This is a genomic window from Candidatus Sphingomonas phytovorans (genome assembly GCA_029202385.1).
GTDB lineage: Bacteria > Pseudomonadota > Alphaproteobacteria > Sphingomonadales > Sphingomonadaceae > Sphingomonas > Sphingomonas phytovorans.
The window spans coordinates 2,905,783-2,922,692 of record CP119314.1; the positions used below are offsets into that span (position 1 = coordinate 2,905,783).

Sequence of the window (16,910 nt, forward strand, 5' to 3'; positions counted from 1 at the left end):
GGCGCCGCGCCTCACTCCCCAGTCGGCGACGTCCGGATCAGCTTGCGGATGAACCCGATGATGCCGGTCTGGCGCGAGCGCTTTAGCCGCTCGGCCGCGAGGATCGTCTTCACGCAATCGAAGCAATGGTCGACATCGTCATTGACCAGGACATAGTCGTAACCGTCCCAGTGGCTGACCTCGTTCGCCGCGCGATCCATGCGGGCATCGATCACCTCGACCGAATCGGTCGCGCGCCGTTCAAGCCGGCTGCGCAGCTCGGTCATCGAGGGCGGCAGGATGAAGACCCGGACGATGTCGCCGCCGGCGAGCTGGTGGAGCTGCTGCGCGCCCTGCCAGTCGATGTCGAACAGGATGTCGCGGCCCTGCTCCAGCACGTTCCAGACCTGCGCCTTGGGCGTGCCGTAGCGGTGCCCGAAGACATGCGCCCATTCGAGGAATTCGTGGTTCGCCACCATCGCGCGGAAGGTTTCGAGGTCGACGAAATGATAGTCGACGCCGTCAACCTCGCCGGGCCTGATCGGGCGTGTCGTGTAGGAAACGGAGACGACCAGTTCGGGCTGGTCCTCGCGCAGCTTGCGCGCGATCGTCGATTTGCCAGCGCCCGACGGCGAGGAAAGGACAAAGAGTACGCCGCGGCGTTTAAAGCCGTGCGGATCGGATTCGGGGGCGTCCATGCGCGCTAGTGGCGCGCGCGCCCTCCTCCCGTCAACCCGTCTTGCGGCAGATCAGCCTTTGGTGGGACGCGGGCCAAGCACTGAATCGGTCAGCTTGCCCAGCCCGCGCAGGGCCAGCCACCCAACCGCGAAGGTCACCGCGACCGGCACGATCACGCGGGCGGCGACCACGACGCCAGCGCCGATCAGCGCACCATCCAGGCTGCTGTCCTCGCCTTTCCGCCTGTCGATCGCGCTGCCGATCAGACCGCCGATGATGGTGCTCGCTTTCATGGGATGTCCCTCCGTTCGGAGATGAGAGCGCATGAGGGGACGGTCGGTTCCGTCTCGCGCGCTCCAGAATCCCTCTCCCCTTGTGGGAGAGGGAGGGAGGAGCGAAGCGACGGAAGGGTGAGGGGGAACAAGGCTCGAGACACTGGCGAGTGTCCCCCTCACCCTTCCCATCGCTATGCGATGGGCCCCTTCCCTCTCCCACAAGGGGAGAGGGAGAGAAAGTCACACCATCGTCTCGGGCCGCACCAGCCGGTCGAACGTCGCCGCATCCACCAGCCCAAGGTCAAGCCCGGCTTCCTTGAGCGTCAGCCCCTCGGCATGGGCGTGCTTGGCGATCTTAGCGGCATTGTCGTACCCGATCTCAGGCGCGAGCGCGGTCACCAGCATCAGCGAGCGATCGACCAGTTCGGCGATCCGCCCCCGATTCGGCTCGAGCCCATCGACGCAGCGCTCGGCGAATCCTTCCATGCCGACGCTCAGCAGGTCGATCGAGCGAAGCAGGTTCGCCCCGATCAGCGGCTTGAACACGTTGAGCTCGAGATGCCCCTGCAGCCCGCCGATGGTGATCGCGGCATTGTTGCCCATCACCTGCGCCGACACCATGGTCAGCATCTCGCACTGAGTCGGGTTGACCTTGCCCGGCATGATCGAGCTGCCCGGCTCGTTCGCCGGCAGATCGAGCTCGCCGATGCCGGAGCGCGGGCCTGACCCGAGCAGCCGGATGTCGTTGGCGATCTTGGTCAGCGCCACCGCCAGCGTGTTGAGCGTGCCCGACAGATGGACGATCGGATCGTTCGACGCGAGCGCCTCGAACTTGTTCTCCGCCGTGAAGAACGGAAGGCCGGTCAGCTCGGCGAGCTGTGCCGCGATCGCCTCGCCGAAATCCTTCGGCGCGTTGAGTCCCGTGCCGACCGCCGTGCCGCCTTGCGCAAGCTGGCACATGCCGTGCACCACGCCGGGCGTGATGCGCGCGCGGCAGCGATAGAGCTGGTTCGCATATCCCCCGAATTCCTGCCCGAGGGTGACCGGCGTCGCATCCTGCAGGTGGGTGCGCCCGATCTTGACGATGTCGGTCCAGGCGGCAGCCTTTGCCTCCAGCGAGTCGTGCAGCCGGTCGAGTGCCGGGAACAGCCGCCCGGTCGCCGCCATCGCCGCCGCGATGTGCAGCGCCGTGGGGAAGCTGTCGTTGGACGACTGGCTCATATTGACATGGTCGTTCGGGTGGACCGGCGACTTGCCGCCACGCTTGCCCACCAGCATCTCGTTGGCGCGGCCGGCGATCACCTCGTTGACGTTCATGTTGCTTTGGGTGCCGGAACCGGTCTGCCAGATGACCAGCGGGAACTGGTCGTCGAGCTTGCCGCTCGCCACTTCCGCCGCGGCGGCCTCGATCGCGTCGGCGATCTTCGGGTCGAGCCCGTGCGCCCGGTTCACCCGCGCCGCCGCCTGCTTCACCAGCGCAAGCGCATGGATGATGCCGATCGGCATGCGCTCGGTCGCGCCGAACGGGAAATTCTCGACGGAGCGCTGCGTCTGCGCGCCCCAATAAGCGTCCGCGGGGACGTCGATGGCACCGATCGAATCGGTTTCAGTGCGGGTTTCGGTCATCAAACGCTACTCCGTCATCCCCAAATTCCCTCTCCCCCTGTGGGAGAGGGAGGGAGGAGCGAAGCGACGGAAGGGTGAGGGGGATGGGGCTCGAAACAGTCGAGTGTCCCCCTCACCCTTCCCAAGCTTCGCTTGGGCCCCTTCCCTCTCCCACAAGGGGAGAGGGAATGAAGGCTATTTCTTTCGCTTGAAATCCACCGAGACGACGTTCGATCCATCCTCGACCGGCGTGACGGTCGGGCCGTCATTCTCCGCCTCGTCGTGCGGGTCGGGGCCCTCAGGGCCTTCCTGCGCCTGGAAGCGCAGTTCGAAATTCACTGACGGATCGTGGAAACCCGTCACCGCCGCATAGGGAATCACCAGCTTCGACGGCACCTGGTTGAAGCTCAGGCCGATCGAGAAGCCGGTGTCGTCGACGACCAGGTCCCAATAGCGGTTCTGCATCACGATCGTCATCTCGTCGGGAAAACGCTCGATCAGGCGCTGCGGGATGTCGACGCCGGCCGCCTGGGTCTTGAAGGTGATGTAGAAATGATGGTCGCCGGGCAGGCCACCATTCTCGGCAACCGAGCCGAGCACACGCCCGACTACGGCGCGCAGTGCCTCCTGGACGATCTCGTCATAGGGAATCAGGCTATCGGGCAGGCCATCGCTCATGGCGCATGGACTAGCGGCGTTTGGAACCCCGTCAAGATTGCCTGAGCAAGATTGCATGCGCGCGACAGGACGTTAAGGGGATGCGCATGCGCACCGCCACCATCTCGCGCTCCACCAAGGAGACGTCGATCGACGTGACCGTCAACCTTGACGGCACCGGCAGCTACACGATTGAAACCGGAATCGGTTTCTTCGATCACATGCTCGAACAGCTTTCGCGCCATTCGCTGATCGACCTCGACGTGAAGGCGGTCGGCGACCTCCATATCGACCAGCACCACACCGTCGAGGATACCGGCATCGCCATCGGCGAAGCGGTGGCACAGGCGCTCGCCGACAAGAAGGGCATCCGCCGCTATGGCGACGCGCTGTCGCCGATGGACGAGACGCTGACCCGCGTCGCGCTCGACATTTCGGGGCGGCCCTATCTCGTGTGGAAATGCGAATTCTCGCAGAAACGCCTCGGCGAGATGGACACCGAGATGTTCGAGCACTGGTTCCACAGCTTCGCCGGCAGCGCCGGGCTGACGCTCCATGTCGAGACGCTGTACGGCAAGAACAACCACCACATCATCGAAAGCGCGTTCAAGGGCCTTGCCCGGGCGCTGCGCACCGCCGTCGAGATCGACCCGCGCAAGGCCGACGCGATTCCTTCGACCAAGGGGACGCTTGGTGGCTGAGACGCTGGCGCTGATCGATTACGGCGCGGGCAATCTCCATTCGGTCGCAAACGCGCTCAAGGCGGCCGGCGCCGTCAATATCGACATTACCGCCGATGCCCGCCGGGTGGCGCGCGCCGACCGCATCGTGCTGCCGGGCGTCGGGGCGTTCGGCGCCTGCGCTTCGGCGCTCCGCGCCGTGCCGGGCATGGTTGAGGCGCTTGAGCAGCGCGTCCGGCGGGACAGCGTGCCGTTCCTGGGCGTCTGCGTCGGCATGCAATTGATGGCCGATGCGGGCGAGGAAGCCGGCACCCATGCGGGGCTCGGCTGGATCCGCGGCACCGTCCGCTTGCTTGACCCGGCCGATCCGATGGCGAAGGTCCCCCATATGGGCTGGAACGACGTCGTTCCCGCGACGCCGCATCCGTTGATCGAGGCCGGCGAGGCGTATTTCCTGCACAGCTACGCGTTTGAAGGCGAGGACGTGATCGCCGCAACCGATCACGCCGGGCCGGTCACCGCGGCGATCGGCCGCGACAATATGCTCGGCGTGCAGTTCCACCCGGAGAAGAGCCAGCGTTACGGGCTGGACCTGCTCACCCGTTTCCTTGGATGGCGCCCATGACCCTCATCATCTTCCCCGCCATCGACCTCAAGGGTGGCCAGGTCGTCCGCCTCGCCGAGGGCGATATGGACCGCGCGACCGTCTATGGTGACGATCCCGCCGCGCAGGCGATGCTCTTCGCTGAACAGGGCGCTGAATATCTCCATGTCGTCGATCTCGACGGCGCCTTTGCCGGGGCCTCGGTCAATGGCGACGCCGTCAGGTCGATCGTCGAGCGCTTCCCCGGCCATGTCCAGTTGGGCGGCGGCATCCGCGACCGCGCGGCGATCGAGCGCTGGTTCGATCTCGGCGTGTCGCGCGTCGTGATCGGCACCGCCGCGCTGGAAAATCCGGAGCTGGTGCGCGCGGCGGCACGCGATTTCCCCGGCGGCATCGTCGTCGCCGTCGATGCGAAGGACGGCATGGTCGCGACACGCGGCTGGGCCGACGTCTCCACCGTCGAGGTGATCGACCTCGCCCGTCGTTTCGAGGATGCCGGCGTTGCCTCGCTCCTGTTCACCGATGTCGGGCGTGACGGCATGCTCAAGGGCTGCAATGTCGAGGCGACGGTCGATCTCGCCCGCGCGGTGCGCATCCCGGTGATCGCCAGCGGCGGGGTGAAGGGAATTGCCGAAATTCACGTCCTGGCGCTGCACGCGGTCGACGGGATCGAGGGGGTCATCACCGGCCGGGCGCTCTACGATGGCCGGCTCGACCTGGCGGCTGCGTTGAGCGTGGCGGCGGCGGCGTGAGGGCCGCGTTTCTTTCTTCGCCCTCCCCCCTGTGGGGGGAGGGTATGGGAGAGGGGCCGGCCGCGTCTGCGGCCCAAAAGAAGAATCACCCTCTCCCAGCTTCGACTAGGTCCGCGCGAAGGGCGCGAACCAAGTCTGCGCAACCCTCTCCCTCAACGGGAGAGGGCGGGAAATGACCGTCCGCGCTCGTGTCATCCCCTGTCTCGACGTGGCGAACGGCCGCGTCGTCAAGGGCGTCAACTTCGTCGACCTGCGCGACGCTGGCGATCCGGTCGAGCAGGCCCGCGCCTATGACGCGGCCGGCGCTGACGAGCTCTGCTTCCTCGACATCACCGCCAGCTACGAGGCGCGCGGCACCATCCTGGACGTGGTGCGCCGTACCGCTGAGGTCTGCTTCATGCCCGTCACCGTCGGCGGCGGCGTGCGCAGCGCTGAGGACGCGCGCGCATTGCTCCTCGCCGGTGCCGACAAGGTCGCGGTGAATTCAGCCGCCGTGTCCCGGCCTGAAGTGGTGTCCGACATCGCCGATCGCTTCGGCAGCCAGTGCTGCGTCGCCTCGATCGACGCGCGGCGTGTCGGCGATCATTGGGAGGTCTTCACTCATGGCGGCCGGCGCGAGACCGGTATCGACGCGGTCGAGCACGCGCTGAAGCTGGTGAAGCTGGGCGCGGGCGAATTGCTCGTCACCTCGATGGACCGCGACGGCACGCGCGACGGGTACGACCTGTCGCTGATCCGCACCATCGCCGATCAGGTCGCGGTGCCCGTCGTGGCATCGGGTGGAGTCGGCGGCCTCGGCGATCTGGTCGCCGGCATCCTTGAAGGCCATGCCAGCGCGGTGCTCGCCGCCTCGATCTTCCACTTCGGCGAGGCAAGCATCGCCGACGCGCACGCCGCGCTGGCGGCAGCCGGCGTGCCGGTGCGGACGCCGCTCCAGTAAAGGCGTCACCCCGGACTTGTTCCGGGGTCCATCGTTCCGCGGACGCTGCGCCTGGTGTGACATGGATGCCGGAACAAGTCCGGCATGACGGCAGGGAAAGACGGAAATTTAACGGCACCGCCCTATCTTCAAGCCATGCGTTTCCTCCCCGCCCTTTTCCTCGCCGGCCCTGCCTGGGCCGCGCACAGCGGCGTGGCCAGACCGCGCACCAGCCCCGAACTGTCCGACATAGCCCTGTTCGTGATGGCCGCGATCGGCGTCTGGCTGGTCCGCCGGGCCCTGCGCGCCCGTTTCGCCAAACGCGGAGGCCGACAGCCTAAAGGAGCCGACAGCGTAAAGGATTGACCTTCGCCGCCGTCCGGGGCAGCCCGCGCTGCATGGCCGACGATTTCCTCGACACCCTCGAAAACGTGATCCGCAGCCGCAGGGGCGGCGATCCCGACACCTCCTATGTCGCGAAGCTCTTCACCAAAGGCCGCGCCAAGATCGCGCAGAAGCTTGGCGAGGAAGCGACCGAGACGGTGATCGCCGCGATCAGGGATGATCGTGCCGAGATCACCAGCGAAGCCGCCGACCTGATCTTCCACCTGCTCGTCCTCCTCGCTGACGCAGACGTGCCACTCGACGAGGTCCGCGCCGAACTGCGCCGCCGCGAGGGCGTCTCCGGGATCGACGAAAAGGCGGGCCGTACAAGCTAACCGTCATGCCGGGCTTGTTCCGGCATCCACCGTGCGGCAGGAATCTCGCCCGAGGCTCTTGCGGAGCGGTGGTCCCCGGAACAAGTCCGGGGTGACGAAGGAGAGTTGAATGCCGATCGACGCCACCAGACCCTATGACGACCAGAACATCTTCGCGAAGATCCTGCGCGGCGAGATCCCGTCCAGCCGAGTCTATGAGGACGAGTTCGCCATCGCCTTCCATGACATCAACCCGCAGGCGCCGACGCATATCCTGGTGATCCCGCGCGGCCCCTATGTTTCCTGGGACGATTTCAGCGCGCACGGTTCCGATGCCGAGATCGCCGGCTTCGTCCGGGCGGTCGGCAGCGTCGCCCGCGACGCAGGCATGGTCGCCCCCGGCTATCGCCTGCTCGCCAACACCGGCCAGCATTCGGGGCAGGAGGTGCCGCACCTCCATGTCCATGTCTTCGCCGGCACCCCGCTGGGACCGATGCTGGCCCGCTGACGCTTTTCGCCGCGACGCTACGTTCCGGGGCGATTGGGGGATTGCACCCCCTTGATTTCAGGCTAGGCTCCCGCGATCGAAAAATCGGCGGTGCCCGAGCACCGCCACTGGCGAAATCTGGCGACGCCCGGGCGTCGCTACTGGGGGATCCCTGTTTCATGATATTCGGACGCATCAAGTCGCTCGACGCCATCCTGGCGACGGCTGAGAAAAAATCGCTCAGCCGAACGCTCGGCCCGGTCCAGCTTACCCTGCTGGGCGTCGGCGCCATCATCGGTACGGGTATCTTCGTGTTGACCGCCGCCGCCGCGCAAAAGGCCGGCCCTGGCATGATGCTCAGCTTCATCATCGCCGGCGCGGTCTGTGCCGTCGCGGCACTCTGTTATTCCGAACTCGCCTCGATGGTGCCGGTTTCGGGTTCCGCCTATACCTATACCTATGCCGTCGTCGGCGAGCTGCTCGCCTGGATGGTCGGCTGGGCCCTGATCCTCGAATATGCCGTCGCCGCGAGCGCCGTGTCGGTCGGGTGGTCCGGCTATTTCATGGGCCTGTTGAAAAGCGTGACGGGGTTGCAACTCCCGAGCGTGCTGTCGGCCGGCCCGGTCTGGACCATGAACGGCTGGATTCCCCATGCCGATTTCAGCACCGGCATCATCAACGTCCCCGCGATCATCGTCGCGCTCGGTGTCACCTGGCTGCTGATGATCGGGACGACGGAGAGCGCGCGGGTCAACGCCGTGCTCGTCGCGATCAAGGTCACCGCCCTCACCATCTTCATCGCGCTCACCCTGCCGGTGCTCAAGACCGGTGAGTTCAGCCCCTTCACCCCGAACGGCTGGTTCGGTCCGGAGCATACCAGCGGCATGGGCGTCGTCGGCGCCGCCGCCTCGATCTTCTTCGCCTATGTCGGCTTCGACGCAGTCTCCACCGCCGCGGAGGAAACCAAGAACCCGCAGCGCAACGTGCCGATCGGCCTGATCGGGTCGCTCGCCATCTGCACCGTCTTCTACCTGCTCGTTGCCGCCGGCGCGGTCGGCGCGATCGGCGCCCAGCCGGTCATCGGCGCTGACGGCCTGGCCGTCGCCCCCGGCTCGGCCGGCTTCGTCGCCGCCTGCGCGCTCGCCGAGAATGCGGACCGGCTGGTCTGCTCCAACGAAGCGCTCGCCCATGTGCTGCGCATGATCAACTGGCCGATGATGGGCAACGCCCTCGGCCTCGCTGCCAACCTCGCTTTGCCGTCGGTCATCCTGATGATGATGTTCGGCCAGACCCGCATCTTCTTCGTGATGGCGCGCGACGGCCTGCTGCCGGAGAAGCTGGCGAGCATCCACCCGAAGTGGAAGACCCCGCATGTCGTGACGGCCATCACCGGCGTCGGCGTCGCGATCGCCGCCGCGCTGCTGCCCGTCGGCCAGCTCGCCGACATCTCCAACTCCGGCACGCTGTTCGCCTTCTTCATGGTCGCGATCGCGGTGCTGGTGCTGCGCATCAAGGACCCAAGTCGCCGCCGGCCGTTCCGCACGCCGGTCGTGTGGCTCGTCGCGCCGCTCGCCATCCTCGGCTGCATCTTCCTTTATTTCAACCTGCCGGTCGACGCGATGCTGGTGCTGCCGCTCTGGGGCGGTCTCGGCCTCGTGATCTACTTCGCCTATGGCTATCGCAAGAGCCATGTTGGGCGCGGCCTGGTCGAGGTGAATGAGGCTGAGGTCAGCAGCATCGCCCCGAACCCGCCGCCCGGCGCGGCCTGACCGGCCAGCCGATCCTGGGCACAACAAAAAAGGCCGGGGAGTAATCCCCGGCCTTTTCGTTTGTCTCGCGGAGAGAGTAGCGCCCGGGCCTCAGCCCAGCTTCTCCGCCACCAGTGCCTTCATGTCGCACATCGGCCGAGCGCCATAATGCGAGATGATCTCCGCCGCGCAGATCGCGCCGAGGCGGAGCGACTGCTCGAGGCTCTTGCCCTGCGCCTGGCCGGACAGGAAACCGGCGGCGAACAGGTCGCCCGCGCCGGTGGTATCGACCACCTTCTCGATCGGCTCGGCCGCGACCGAGGCACGCTGGCTGCCCGAAACGGCGATCGCGCCCTTCTCGCTGCGCGTCACCACCAGCAGCGGCACCTGCGCCGCCGCGGCTGCCACGGCTTCCTCGAAATCCTCGACTTCCATCAGCGCGAGGATCTCGCTCTCGTTGGCGAACATGATGTCGAGCAGGCCCTTGGCCATCAGGTCGCGGAAATCGGCGCCATGGCGCGAGATGCAGAACACGTCGCTGAGCGTGAAGGCGACCTTGCGCCCGGCCTTGCGCGCGACCTCGATCGCGGCGCGCATCGCCTGGCGCGGTTCCTCCGGATCCCAGAGATAGCCTTCGAGATAGAGGATCGCGCCCGACGCGATCAGGTCGCGGTCGAGCGCGCTCTCCGGCAGGAACTGCGATGCGCCGAGAAAGGTGTTCATCGTGCGCTGGCCATCGGGCGTGACGAAGATCAGGCAGCGTGCCGTGGTCGGCTCGCCGTCGCGCGTCTCGGTGGTGAAGGCGACGCCGCTCGCGCGGATGTCATGGGCGAACACTTCGCCGAGCTGGTCGTTGGCGACCTGGCCGATGAACCCGGTCCGGCCGCCGAGCGCAGCGATCGCCGCGACGGTGTTCGCGGCGGAGCCGCCGCTCGCCTCGATGCCCGGGCCCATCTTCGCATAGAGCGCGTCGGCCTCGGCCGGCGAGAAGACGAGTTGCATCGAGCCTTTGGCCATGCCCTGCTCGGTGATGAACGCGTCGTCAGCCTGAGAGAGTACGTCGACGATCGCGTTGCCGATAGCAACCACGTCATAGGTTGGGCTGGTCAAGTCAGTCTCCTGGATGGAAATACCGGCTGGCCGTAAAGGCGCGGGCAGGCGAGCGCAACAGTCTGGACTTGGGGGCATGCGCAGTTACACCGGCCCGATGCTTCGCGCCTTCTTCCTGTCGGTCGGCCAACTCGGCGATCCGAAGATCATCCGGGTCTTCCTGAAATCGCTCGCACTGACCCTGTTGTTGCTCGCCTTGTTCGGCGTCGCGATGTGGTACGGCGCCCAAGGCCTGGTGGCGCGGATGGGCGCTGGCGCTGAAGCAGGCGGCTGGGTCGGCGCGGCGACGGTGCTGCTGTGGCTTGGCGCCGCCTTTTTCCTGTTCCGGGCGATCGCGATCGCGGTGGTCGGCATCTTCGCCGACGAGGTGGTCGCTGCGGTCGAGGCGAAACATTATCCCGAGGCACTGGCCGAAGCGCGCGACGTGCCGTTCGGCCGCTCGGTCAGGATGGGGCTCGGCTCGGCCGGCCGGCTGATCCTGATCAACCTCGCCGTTTCGCCGCTGTATCTGCTGTTGCTGATCACCGGGGTCGGCACGGCGCTGCTTTTCTTCATCGTGAACGGCTGGCTGCTCGGACAGGATCTCGGCGAGATGGTCGCCGCGCGTCACGTGCCCCACAAGGGCATGACGAGCTGGCGCGGCTCGACCGGCATGCAGCGTTTTGCCCTGGGTCTGGCCGGGACCGCCCTGTTCCTGGTGCCGATCCTCAACCTCGCCGCCCCGGTGCTCGGCGCCGCGATGGCGACTCATCTGTTCCACGGAAGACGACGCGTATGAAGGTGCCTGCGTAATGAAAAGACTTGCCTTGCTGATCCTGCCGGCGCTGCTGCTCGCCGGATGCGGTACCACGGGGGTAGCGCCACGCCCTGTCCGCGCGGCGCCGGTGCCGATTCCCGTCCCCATCCCCGGCGGCGCGGCCGGGCTCGACCGGGTGCTCGGCCAGACCGGCAACACGCTGGTCGGCCTGTTCGGCCAGCCCGCCGCCGACGTCCGCGAAGGCAGCGCGCGGAAGCTCCAGTTCGGCAACGCCACCTGCGTGCTCGACGCCTATCTCTACCCCAAGGGTCGCGGCGAGCCGGTCGTCACCTATGTCGACGCACGGCAGACCAACGGCAGTCCGATCGACCGGGCAAGCTGCGTCGGCGCGCTGAGCCTGGGACGGACGGGCGGGCGGTAACAAAAAGCCCCTCCCCTTCAGGGGAGGGGTTGGGGTGGGGGACGCCGAGTGGTTTCAGAAGCTGAACTTTTGAAGCGCGCGCACGAGATGCGCCGCAATCCCACGGAGCCTGAAAAGCGTTTGTGGCGACACCTCTCCAACGGACAACTTGGAGCGTACAAGTTCCGGCGCCAGCATGTAGTAGCCGACGCCTACGCGATCATGGATTTCTTTTGCCCGGCCATCGGATTGGGTATTGAAGTCGATGGCGATACCCACAATGCTGATGAAGATATGAGGCGAGATAGTCGCTTGAAACATCGCGGCTTCACAATCCTGCGCTTCAGCAATGCGGACGTTATGACAAACATCGAGGGGGTCGTTGAAACGATCTTCGGCGCTGCGCAATCACTCCCCTCTCGCTGGTCTGGCAGTCGGCGTCCCCCACCCCAACCCCTCCCCTAAAGGGGAGGGGCTTTTCAGACGCCCCATTCCGCCTTCACCATCTCATCCGTCTCACCCGCGACCCGCGCCTCCCGTTCCAGTTCGAACCGCCCGCGATCCAGCCGCCCGAGCGCCCAGATCGCCGCCCCCCGCACCACCGGCGATTCGTCGCCCAGCAGAGCGGCAACCGGTTCCACCAGCGTATCCGCGCCGCTGTTCCCCGCCGCGATCAGGCAGTTCCGCATCATTCGGTTCCGCCCGATCCGCTTGATCGGCGATCCGGCGAACACCTCCCGAAACCCGGCATCGTCAAGCGCCAGCAGATCAGCCAGGGCAGGCGCCGCCAGCTCCGCCCGCGGCGCGAAGGCCCGGTTCGCGCTCGCCGACGCGGCGAACTTGTTCCACGGGCACACCGCCAGGCAATCGTCGCAGCCATAGATTCGGTTGCCCATCGCGGCGCGGAATTCGTGTGGGATCGGGCCGGCATTCTCGATCGTCAGGTACGAGATGCACCGCCGCGCATCGAGCCGGTACGGCGCCGGAAACGCATCGGTGGGGCACGCCGCCTGGCACGCATCGCACGATCCGCAGGTATCGCGGCCCGGGACGTCCGGCGTCAGGTCGAGCGTGGTGTAGATCGCCCCAAGGAACAGCCAGCTCCCATGATCCCGGCTGACCAGGTTGGTATGCTTGCCCTGCCAGCCAAGCCCGGCAGCTTCCGACAGCGGCTTCTCCATCACCGGCGCGGTATCGACGAACACCTTCACATCGGCGCCCCGCACCTCCGCGACCAGCCACCGCGCCAGCGCCTTCAGCGCACGCTTCATCACGTCGTGATAGTCGGCGCCCTGGGCATAGACCGAGATGCGCGCCCGCTCCCCCTCCCCCGCCAGCGCGAGCGGATCGACGGCCGGCGCATAGCTCATGCCCAGCGAGATCACGCTGCGCACCTCGGGCCACAGGCCGGCCGGGCTTTCGCGATGATGCGCGCGCGATTCCATCCAGATCATGTCGCCATGCATGCCCTCGCCGAGCCACTGGTGCAGCCGCTCTGCGGTGCGCGGCGCGGCGTCGGCGCGTGCGATCCCGCAGGCGGCGAACCCAAGTTCAACCGCCTTCGCCTTCAGCCGTTCGTTCAGGGCGATGTCGTCGCTCACCGGCACCCGCTATCACGACGGCCGGGAAAAGTGATCCACCGTCGAGACACATTAACGAAGCGCTGGTATCTGGCTTGCGTGTCCCGCCCGGGACGAACGGAAGGCAAGACTTGATAACCGAAACTCTGGCGATCAGCGCCACCGGACTGGTCAAGAAATTCGGCGACCGCCGCGTTGTTGACGGCGTCGACATCGCGGTGCCCACTGGCATGATCTACGGCGTGCTCGGCCCCAACGGCGCCGGCAAGACGACCACGCTGCGCATGCTGCTCGGCATCATCGAACCCGATGGCGGCACCCGTACCCTGCTCGGCCATGCGCGTCCGCGCGAGGTGAGCGACCGGGTCGGTTACCTGCCCGAGGAACGCGGCCTCTATCCGGCGATGCGGGCGAAGGATGCGATCGCCTTCATGGGCGCGCTGCGCGGACTCGACCTCAAGACCGGCCGCAGGCGCGCCGTCGCCCTGATGGAGGGGGCCGGTCTCGGCCACGCGGTCGACAGCAAGATCCGCAAATTGTCGAAGGGCATGGCGCAACTCGTGCAGTTGCTCGGCTCGGTCGTGCACGAGCCCGACCTGCTGGTGCTCGACGAGCCCTTTTCGGGCCTCGACCCGGTCAACCAGGACCGGCTCGAGACGCTGATCGTCGGCCAGCGCGACCGCGGCGCCACCATCCTCTTCTCCACTCATGTCATGGCCCATGCTGAACGGCTGTGCGACCGCCTCGCGATCATCGCCGGCGGCAAGCGCCGCTTCGAGGGTACGGTGGCCGACGCACGCGGCATGCTGCCGATGCGGGCGCACTATGTACCGCATCATGATGGAGAGGGCATCGCCGCCCTGCTCCCGCCCGATGCCGAACGCGACGGCGATGGCTGGCGTTTCATCGTGCCCAACGGCGGCGTGGAGGACATATTGAAGCGGCTGATCGATGCTGGATACGGCATATCAGGCCTGTCGATGGAGCGGCCGGGTCTTCACGACGCATTCGTGCGAATCGTCGGCCCCGATGCCCTGAAGGATGAACCTGACGCGGAGATCGCGGCATGAGCGCCCGTCCGACCGGCAATCTCCGCCGCCTCCTCCGCCAGACATTGACCATCGCCCGCCGCGATTTCGTGGCGACCGTGTTCACGCCGATGTTCCTGGTGTTCCTGTTCACCCCGGTGCTGATGCTCTCCTTCGGCCTGATCGGCGGCATGGGCGCCTCGTCGGTCACCAGCGCCTCGGTCGAAAAGGCAAGCATCGTCGCGATCGTCGATCCGGCGCAGCAGGAACCGATGCGCGCCGCCGACAAGCGCCTGCGCCAGCTCTATGCCAGGGATGACCGGCCACCTGCCCTCGTCATGCAGGTCCCGTCGGACAATCCCGCCGGCCAGGCGCATGTCGCGTTCAGCGACCGGGGCAGCGACGCCTCGGCTGCGCTGTATGGCGACCTCGCCCGCCCGACGATCCTCTATGGCGGCTTCGGCCGCCGCGACGCCAATTTCCTCGCCCAGCTCGCCGAGGAAACGCTGCGCATGGAAAAAAGCGGCACCGCCGCGCTCAGCACGCCGACCCTGACGTCGATCGCCCGCGCCGAGCCGACCCCGACCGGCAACAAGCGCTCGGCCTTTTTCGCGGTGTTCGGCATCTTCTTCCTGACCCTGTTCCTAGCCGGCCAGGCGGTCGGCACCATGGCGGAAGAGCGCAGCAACAAGGTGGTCGAGGTGCTTGCCGCCGCCGTGCCGCTCGAGGCGGTGTTCTTCGGCAAGCTGATCGGCATGTTCGGATCGGCGCTGCTGTTCATCGGCTTCTGGGGCACGCTGGTCAGCCAGATCGACGTGTTCGTGCCCAATGCGCTCGGTGCCGCGTTCCGCGACATCGGCCCCGCGGTCGGCATGCCGGCCTTCGCGCTGCTGTTCGTCGCTTATTTCGCCATGGCCTATATGCTGCTCGGCGCGGTGTTCATGGGCGTCGGTGCCCAGGCGAGCACCCCGCGCGAGCTCCAGCTCCTCTCCCTGCCGATCACCATCCTGCAGATCATGATCTTCGGCGCGTCGGTCCAGGCGGTGTCCCGCCCCGACGGCTGGCTCGCCCGCGCGGTCGAGATTTTCCCGTTCAGCTCGCCCTATGCAATGGCCGGCCGTGCGGCCAACGCACCCGAGATCTGGCCGCATATCGCGGCGCTCGCCTGGCAATCGCTGTGGGTCGCGATCGTCATCGCCGTCGCCGCCCGTGCCTTTCGCAGGGGCGTGCTTCAATCGGGCAGCGGCAAGATCAACTGGAAGGGGCTGATCGGGCGCTGAGGCGCCCGAAACATCGGCTGGCTCCCCTTTCCTTTTCCTTCCCCGGCGAAGGCCGGGGTCCAGTCGGGGGACATTTCTGGCTGGCGTTGCGCGCCGTTACCTGAACCTTCCCCACTGGAACTCGCCTTCGCCGGGGAAGGTGCTTTTGCGGGCTGGCTGAAGGGCACATCGCCAATACCTGCCTTCGGCAACGACGCCATCATTCGACCTTTCCTAACCACCATCCTGGCGATCCCGTTGCAAAACACAATTGACACAAGTGTCAGCTAAGGCTTTCCTGCGCCCATAAGGAGAGCGGACAATGGCGACACAAGCACTGCATGCGGTCGAAACGGCGGTCGATCCGCTCGATGTGAGCCGGCCTGAGCTCTATCGCGACGATGTGTGGCAGGCGCCCTTCCGCCAGCTCCGCGCCGAATCGCCGGTCCATTATGTCGAGCAGTCCGGCTTCGGCCCCTATTGGTCGGTCTCGACCTACAAGCCGATCGTCGAGGTCGAATCGCTTCCGGACATTTATTCGTCCGAGGCAGGCGGCATCACGCTCGCCGATTTCATCGAAAATTCGCCGACCGATGTGCGCATGCCGATGTTCATCGCGATGGACCGGCCCAAGCATACCGGCCAGCGCCGCACGGTCGCGCCTGCCTTCACGCCGAGCGAGATGGTCCGCCTCTCCGACAATATCCGCATGCGCACGGCCGAGGTGCTGGACAGCCTGGAGTGGAACAAGGAATTCGACTGGGTCGACACCGTCTCGATTGAGCTGACCACCCAGATGCTGGCGATCCTGTTCGACTTCCCCTGGGAGGACAGGCGCAAGCTGACCTTCTGGTCCGACTGGGCCGGCGATATCGAGCTGGTCAAGACCGAGGAGCTTCGACTCGAACGCCTCAAGCACATGTATGAATGCGGCGGCTATTTCCAGAATCTGTGGAACCAGAAGCTCGGCAAGGAGCCGACGCCCGACCTCATCTCGATGATGATGCATTCGGACGCGATGGCCGAAATGAGCCAGATGGAGTTCCTGGGGAACCTGATCCTGCTGATCGTCGGCGGCAACGACACCACGCGCAACTCGATGACCGCCGCCGCCTATGGCCTCGACCTGTTCCCGGACGAGCGCGCCAAGCTCGAGGGGGATCCATCGCTGATCCACAATGCCGTGCAGGATATCATCCGCTGGCAGACCCCGCTCGCTCATATGCGCCGCACCGCGACCGAGGATACCGTGCTTGAAGGACAGCAGATCAGGGCCGGCGACAAGCTCGCGCTCTGGTATCTCTCGGCCAATCGCGACGAGAGCGTGTTCGAGAATGCCGACAAGATCATCGTCGACCGCCCCAATGCCCGCCGGCATCTTGCGTTCGGCCACGGCATCCATCGCTGCGTCGGCGCCCGGCTCGCCGAGCTCCAGATCGCGACGCTGCTGGAGGAAATGGCCCGGCGCCGCATGCGGGTGAACGTGGTCGGCGAGCCGGAACGCGTCGCTGCCTGCTTCGTCCACGGCTATCGCAAGCTGCCGGTCGAGATCAGCAAATATTGAGCATCTGACTGCCCTCTCCCGCGGTCGCGGGAGAGGGCTATTGCCGCGCGCACGTGCCGATGGATGACGCGCGTCCCTGGAGGCCGATCCGGACGACGAGCCCGTCATGCCGGACTTGTTCCGGCATCCA

The 16,910-nt window shown here is 66.5% G+C and carries 20 protein-coding genes; 14 read left to right on the plus strand and 6 right to left on the minus strand.

Annotated elements, in window-relative coordinates:
• Window positions 1-11: 11 nt before the first annotated feature.
• From gmk to P0Y59_13265, 4 genes are all read right to left on the minus strand, one after another.
• Entirely contained in the window at window positions 12-677 is a 666-nt protein-coding gene (gene gmk / locus P0Y59_13250) for a guanylate kinase (GenBank protein WEJ97932.1), read from the minus strand.
• A 51-nt stretch (window positions 678-728) separates the two neighbouring features.
• Window positions 729-950: a hypothetical protein gene (locus tag P0Y59_13255; GenBank protein ID WEJ97933.1), complete on the minus strand. Its 222-nt coding sequence runs from the start codon at window positions 948-950 to the stop codon at window positions 729-731.
• Window positions 951-1,172: 222 nt separating this feature from the next.
• Window positions 1,173-2,558: a class II fumarate hydratase gene (fumC, locus tag P0Y59_13260; protein ID WEJ97934.1), complete on the minus strand. Its 1,386-nt coding sequence runs from the start codon at window positions 2,556-2,558 to the stop codon at window positions 1,173-1,175.
• A 174-nt stretch (window positions 2,559-2,732) separates the two neighbouring features.
• Window positions 2,733-3,215 carry a ClpXP protease specificity-enhancing factor SspB gene (locus P0Y59_13265; protein ID WEJ97935.1) on the minus strand — a complete coding sequence of 161 codons (483 nt, stop codon included), beginning with the start codon at window positions 3,213-3,215 and terminating at the stop codon, window positions 2,733-2,735.
• Between the two features lie 86 nt (window positions 3,216-3,301).
• Between P0Y59_13265 and hisB the strand changes: the two genes are divergently transcribed.
• The 8 genes from hisB (at window position 3,302) to P0Y59_13305 (ending at window position 9,103) form a co-directional block, all read left to right on the plus strand.
• The gene (gene hisB, locus P0Y59_13270; GenBank protein ID WEJ97936.1) at window positions 3,302-3,895 is read left to right on the plus strand and encodes an imidazoleglycerol-phosphate dehydratase HisB; all 594 of its coding nucleotides are present in this window, start codon (window positions 3,302-3,304) and stop codon (window positions 3,893-3,895) included.
• The gene (hisH, locus tag P0Y59_13275; GenBank protein ID WEJ97937.1) at window positions 3,888-4,499 is read left to right on the plus strand and encodes an imidazole glycerol phosphate synthase subunit HisH; all 612 of its coding nucleotides are present in this window, start codon (window positions 3,888-3,890) and stop codon (window positions 4,497-4,499) included. The genes hisB and hisH overlap by 8 nt, the downstream gene beginning before the upstream one ends.
• Entirely contained in the window at window positions 4,496-5,230 is a 735-nt protein-coding gene (gene hisA / locus P0Y59_13280; protein ID WEJ97938.1) for a 1-(5-phosphoribosyl)-5-[(5-phosphoribosylamino)methylideneamino]imidazole-4-carboxamide isomerase, read from the plus strand. Before hisH ends, hisA begins: the two co-directional genes overlap by 4 nt.
• 172 nt (window positions 5,231-5,402) lie before the next feature.
• Complete coding sequence (hisF, locus tag P0Y59_13285) at window positions 5,403-6,170, plus strand: imidazole glycerol phosphate synthase subunit HisF (protein WEJ97939.1); 768 nt, start codon at window positions 5,403-5,405, stop codon at window positions 6,168-6,170.
• Window positions 6,171-6,305: 135 nt separating this feature from the next.
• Window positions 6,306-6,515, plus strand: a complete 210-nt coding sequence (locus P0Y59_13290) for a hypothetical protein (protein ID WEJ97940.1) — start codon at window positions 6,306-6,308, stop codon at window positions 6,513-6,515.
• A 32-nt stretch (window positions 6,516-6,547) separates the two neighbouring features.
• Entirely contained in the window at window positions 6,548-6,868 is a 321-nt protein-coding gene (locus tag P0Y59_13295) for a phosphoribosyl-ATP diphosphatase (GenBank protein WEK02566.1), read from the plus strand.
• A gap of 109 nt (window positions 6,869-6,977) precedes the next feature.
• Entirely contained in the window at window positions 6,978-7,355 is a 378-nt protein-coding gene (locus tag P0Y59_13300) for a histidine triad nucleotide-binding protein (protein ID WEJ97941.1), read from the plus strand.
• Between the two features lie 158 nt (window positions 7,356-7,513).
• Complete coding sequence (locus tag P0Y59_13305) at window positions 7,514-9,103, plus strand: amino acid permease (GenBank protein ID WEJ97942.1); 1,590 nt, start codon at window positions 7,514-7,516, stop codon at window positions 9,101-9,103.
• Window positions 9,104-9,193: 90 nt separating this feature from the next.
• Here the strand turns inward: P0Y59_13305 and P0Y59_13310 are convergent, their stop codons facing one another.
• Window positions 9,194-10,192 carry an adenosine kinase gene (locus P0Y59_13310; GenBank protein WEJ97943.1) on the minus strand — a complete coding sequence of 333 codons (999 nt, stop codon included), beginning with the start codon at window positions 10,190-10,192 and terminating at the stop codon, window positions 9,194-9,196.
• Between the two features lie 97 nt (window positions 10,193-10,289).
• Between P0Y59_13310 and P0Y59_13315 the strand changes: the two genes are divergently transcribed.
• The 3 genes from P0Y59_13315 (at window position 10,290) to P0Y59_13325 (ending at window position 11,814) form a co-directional block, all read left to right on the plus strand.
• The gene (locus P0Y59_13315) at window positions 10,290-10,970 is read left to right on the plus strand and encodes an EI24 domain-containing protein (protein ID WEK02567.1); all 681 of its coding nucleotides are present in this window, start codon (window positions 10,290-10,292) and stop codon (window positions 10,968-10,970) included.
• Window positions 10,971-10,983: 13 nt separating this feature from the next.
• The gene (locus P0Y59_13320) at window positions 10,984-11,370 is read left to right on the plus strand and encodes a hypothetical protein (GenBank protein ID WEJ97944.1); all 387 of its coding nucleotides are present in this window, start codon (window positions 10,984-10,986) and stop codon (window positions 11,368-11,370) included.
• Between the two features lie 87 nt (window positions 11,371-11,457).
• Window positions 11,458-11,814, plus strand: coding sequence for an endonuclease domain-containing protein (locus tag P0Y59_13325; protein ID WEK02568.1), 357 nt, complete (start codon window positions 11,458-11,460; stop codon window positions 11,812-11,814).
• 14 nt (window positions 11,815-11,828) lie between these two features.
• Here the strand turns inward: P0Y59_13325 and queG are convergent, their stop codons facing one another.
• On the minus strand, window positions 11,829-12,950 hold the full coding sequence (gene queG / locus P0Y59_13330) for a tRNA epoxyqueuosine(34) reductase QueG (GenBank protein WEJ97945.1): 1,122 nt from the start codon (window positions 12,948-12,950) through the stop codon (window positions 11,829-11,831).
• A 113-nt stretch (window positions 12,951-13,063) separates the two neighbouring features.
• Between queG and P0Y59_13335 the strand changes: the two genes are divergently transcribed.
• The 3 genes from P0Y59_13335 (at window position 13,064) to P0Y59_13345 (ending at window position 16,780) form a co-directional block, all read left to right on the plus strand.
• A complete protein-coding gene (locus P0Y59_13335) occupies window positions 13,064-13,999 on the plus strand; it encodes an ATP-binding cassette domain-containing protein (GenBank protein WEK02569.1) in 936 nt (311 codons plus the stop codon).
• Window positions 13,996-15,237, plus strand: coding sequence for an ABC transporter permease (locus P0Y59_13340; GenBank protein ID WEJ97946.1), 1,242 nt, complete (start codon window positions 13,996-13,998; stop codon window positions 15,235-15,237). Before P0Y59_13335 ends, P0Y59_13340 begins: the two co-directional genes overlap by 4 nt.
• A gap of 301 nt (window positions 15,238-15,538) precedes the next feature.
• Window positions 15,539-16,780, plus strand: a complete 1,242-nt coding sequence (locus P0Y59_13345) for a cytochrome P450 (protein WEJ97947.1) — start codon at window positions 15,539-15,541, stop codon at window positions 16,778-16,780.
• Window positions 16,781-16,910: the final 130 nt, after the last annotated feature.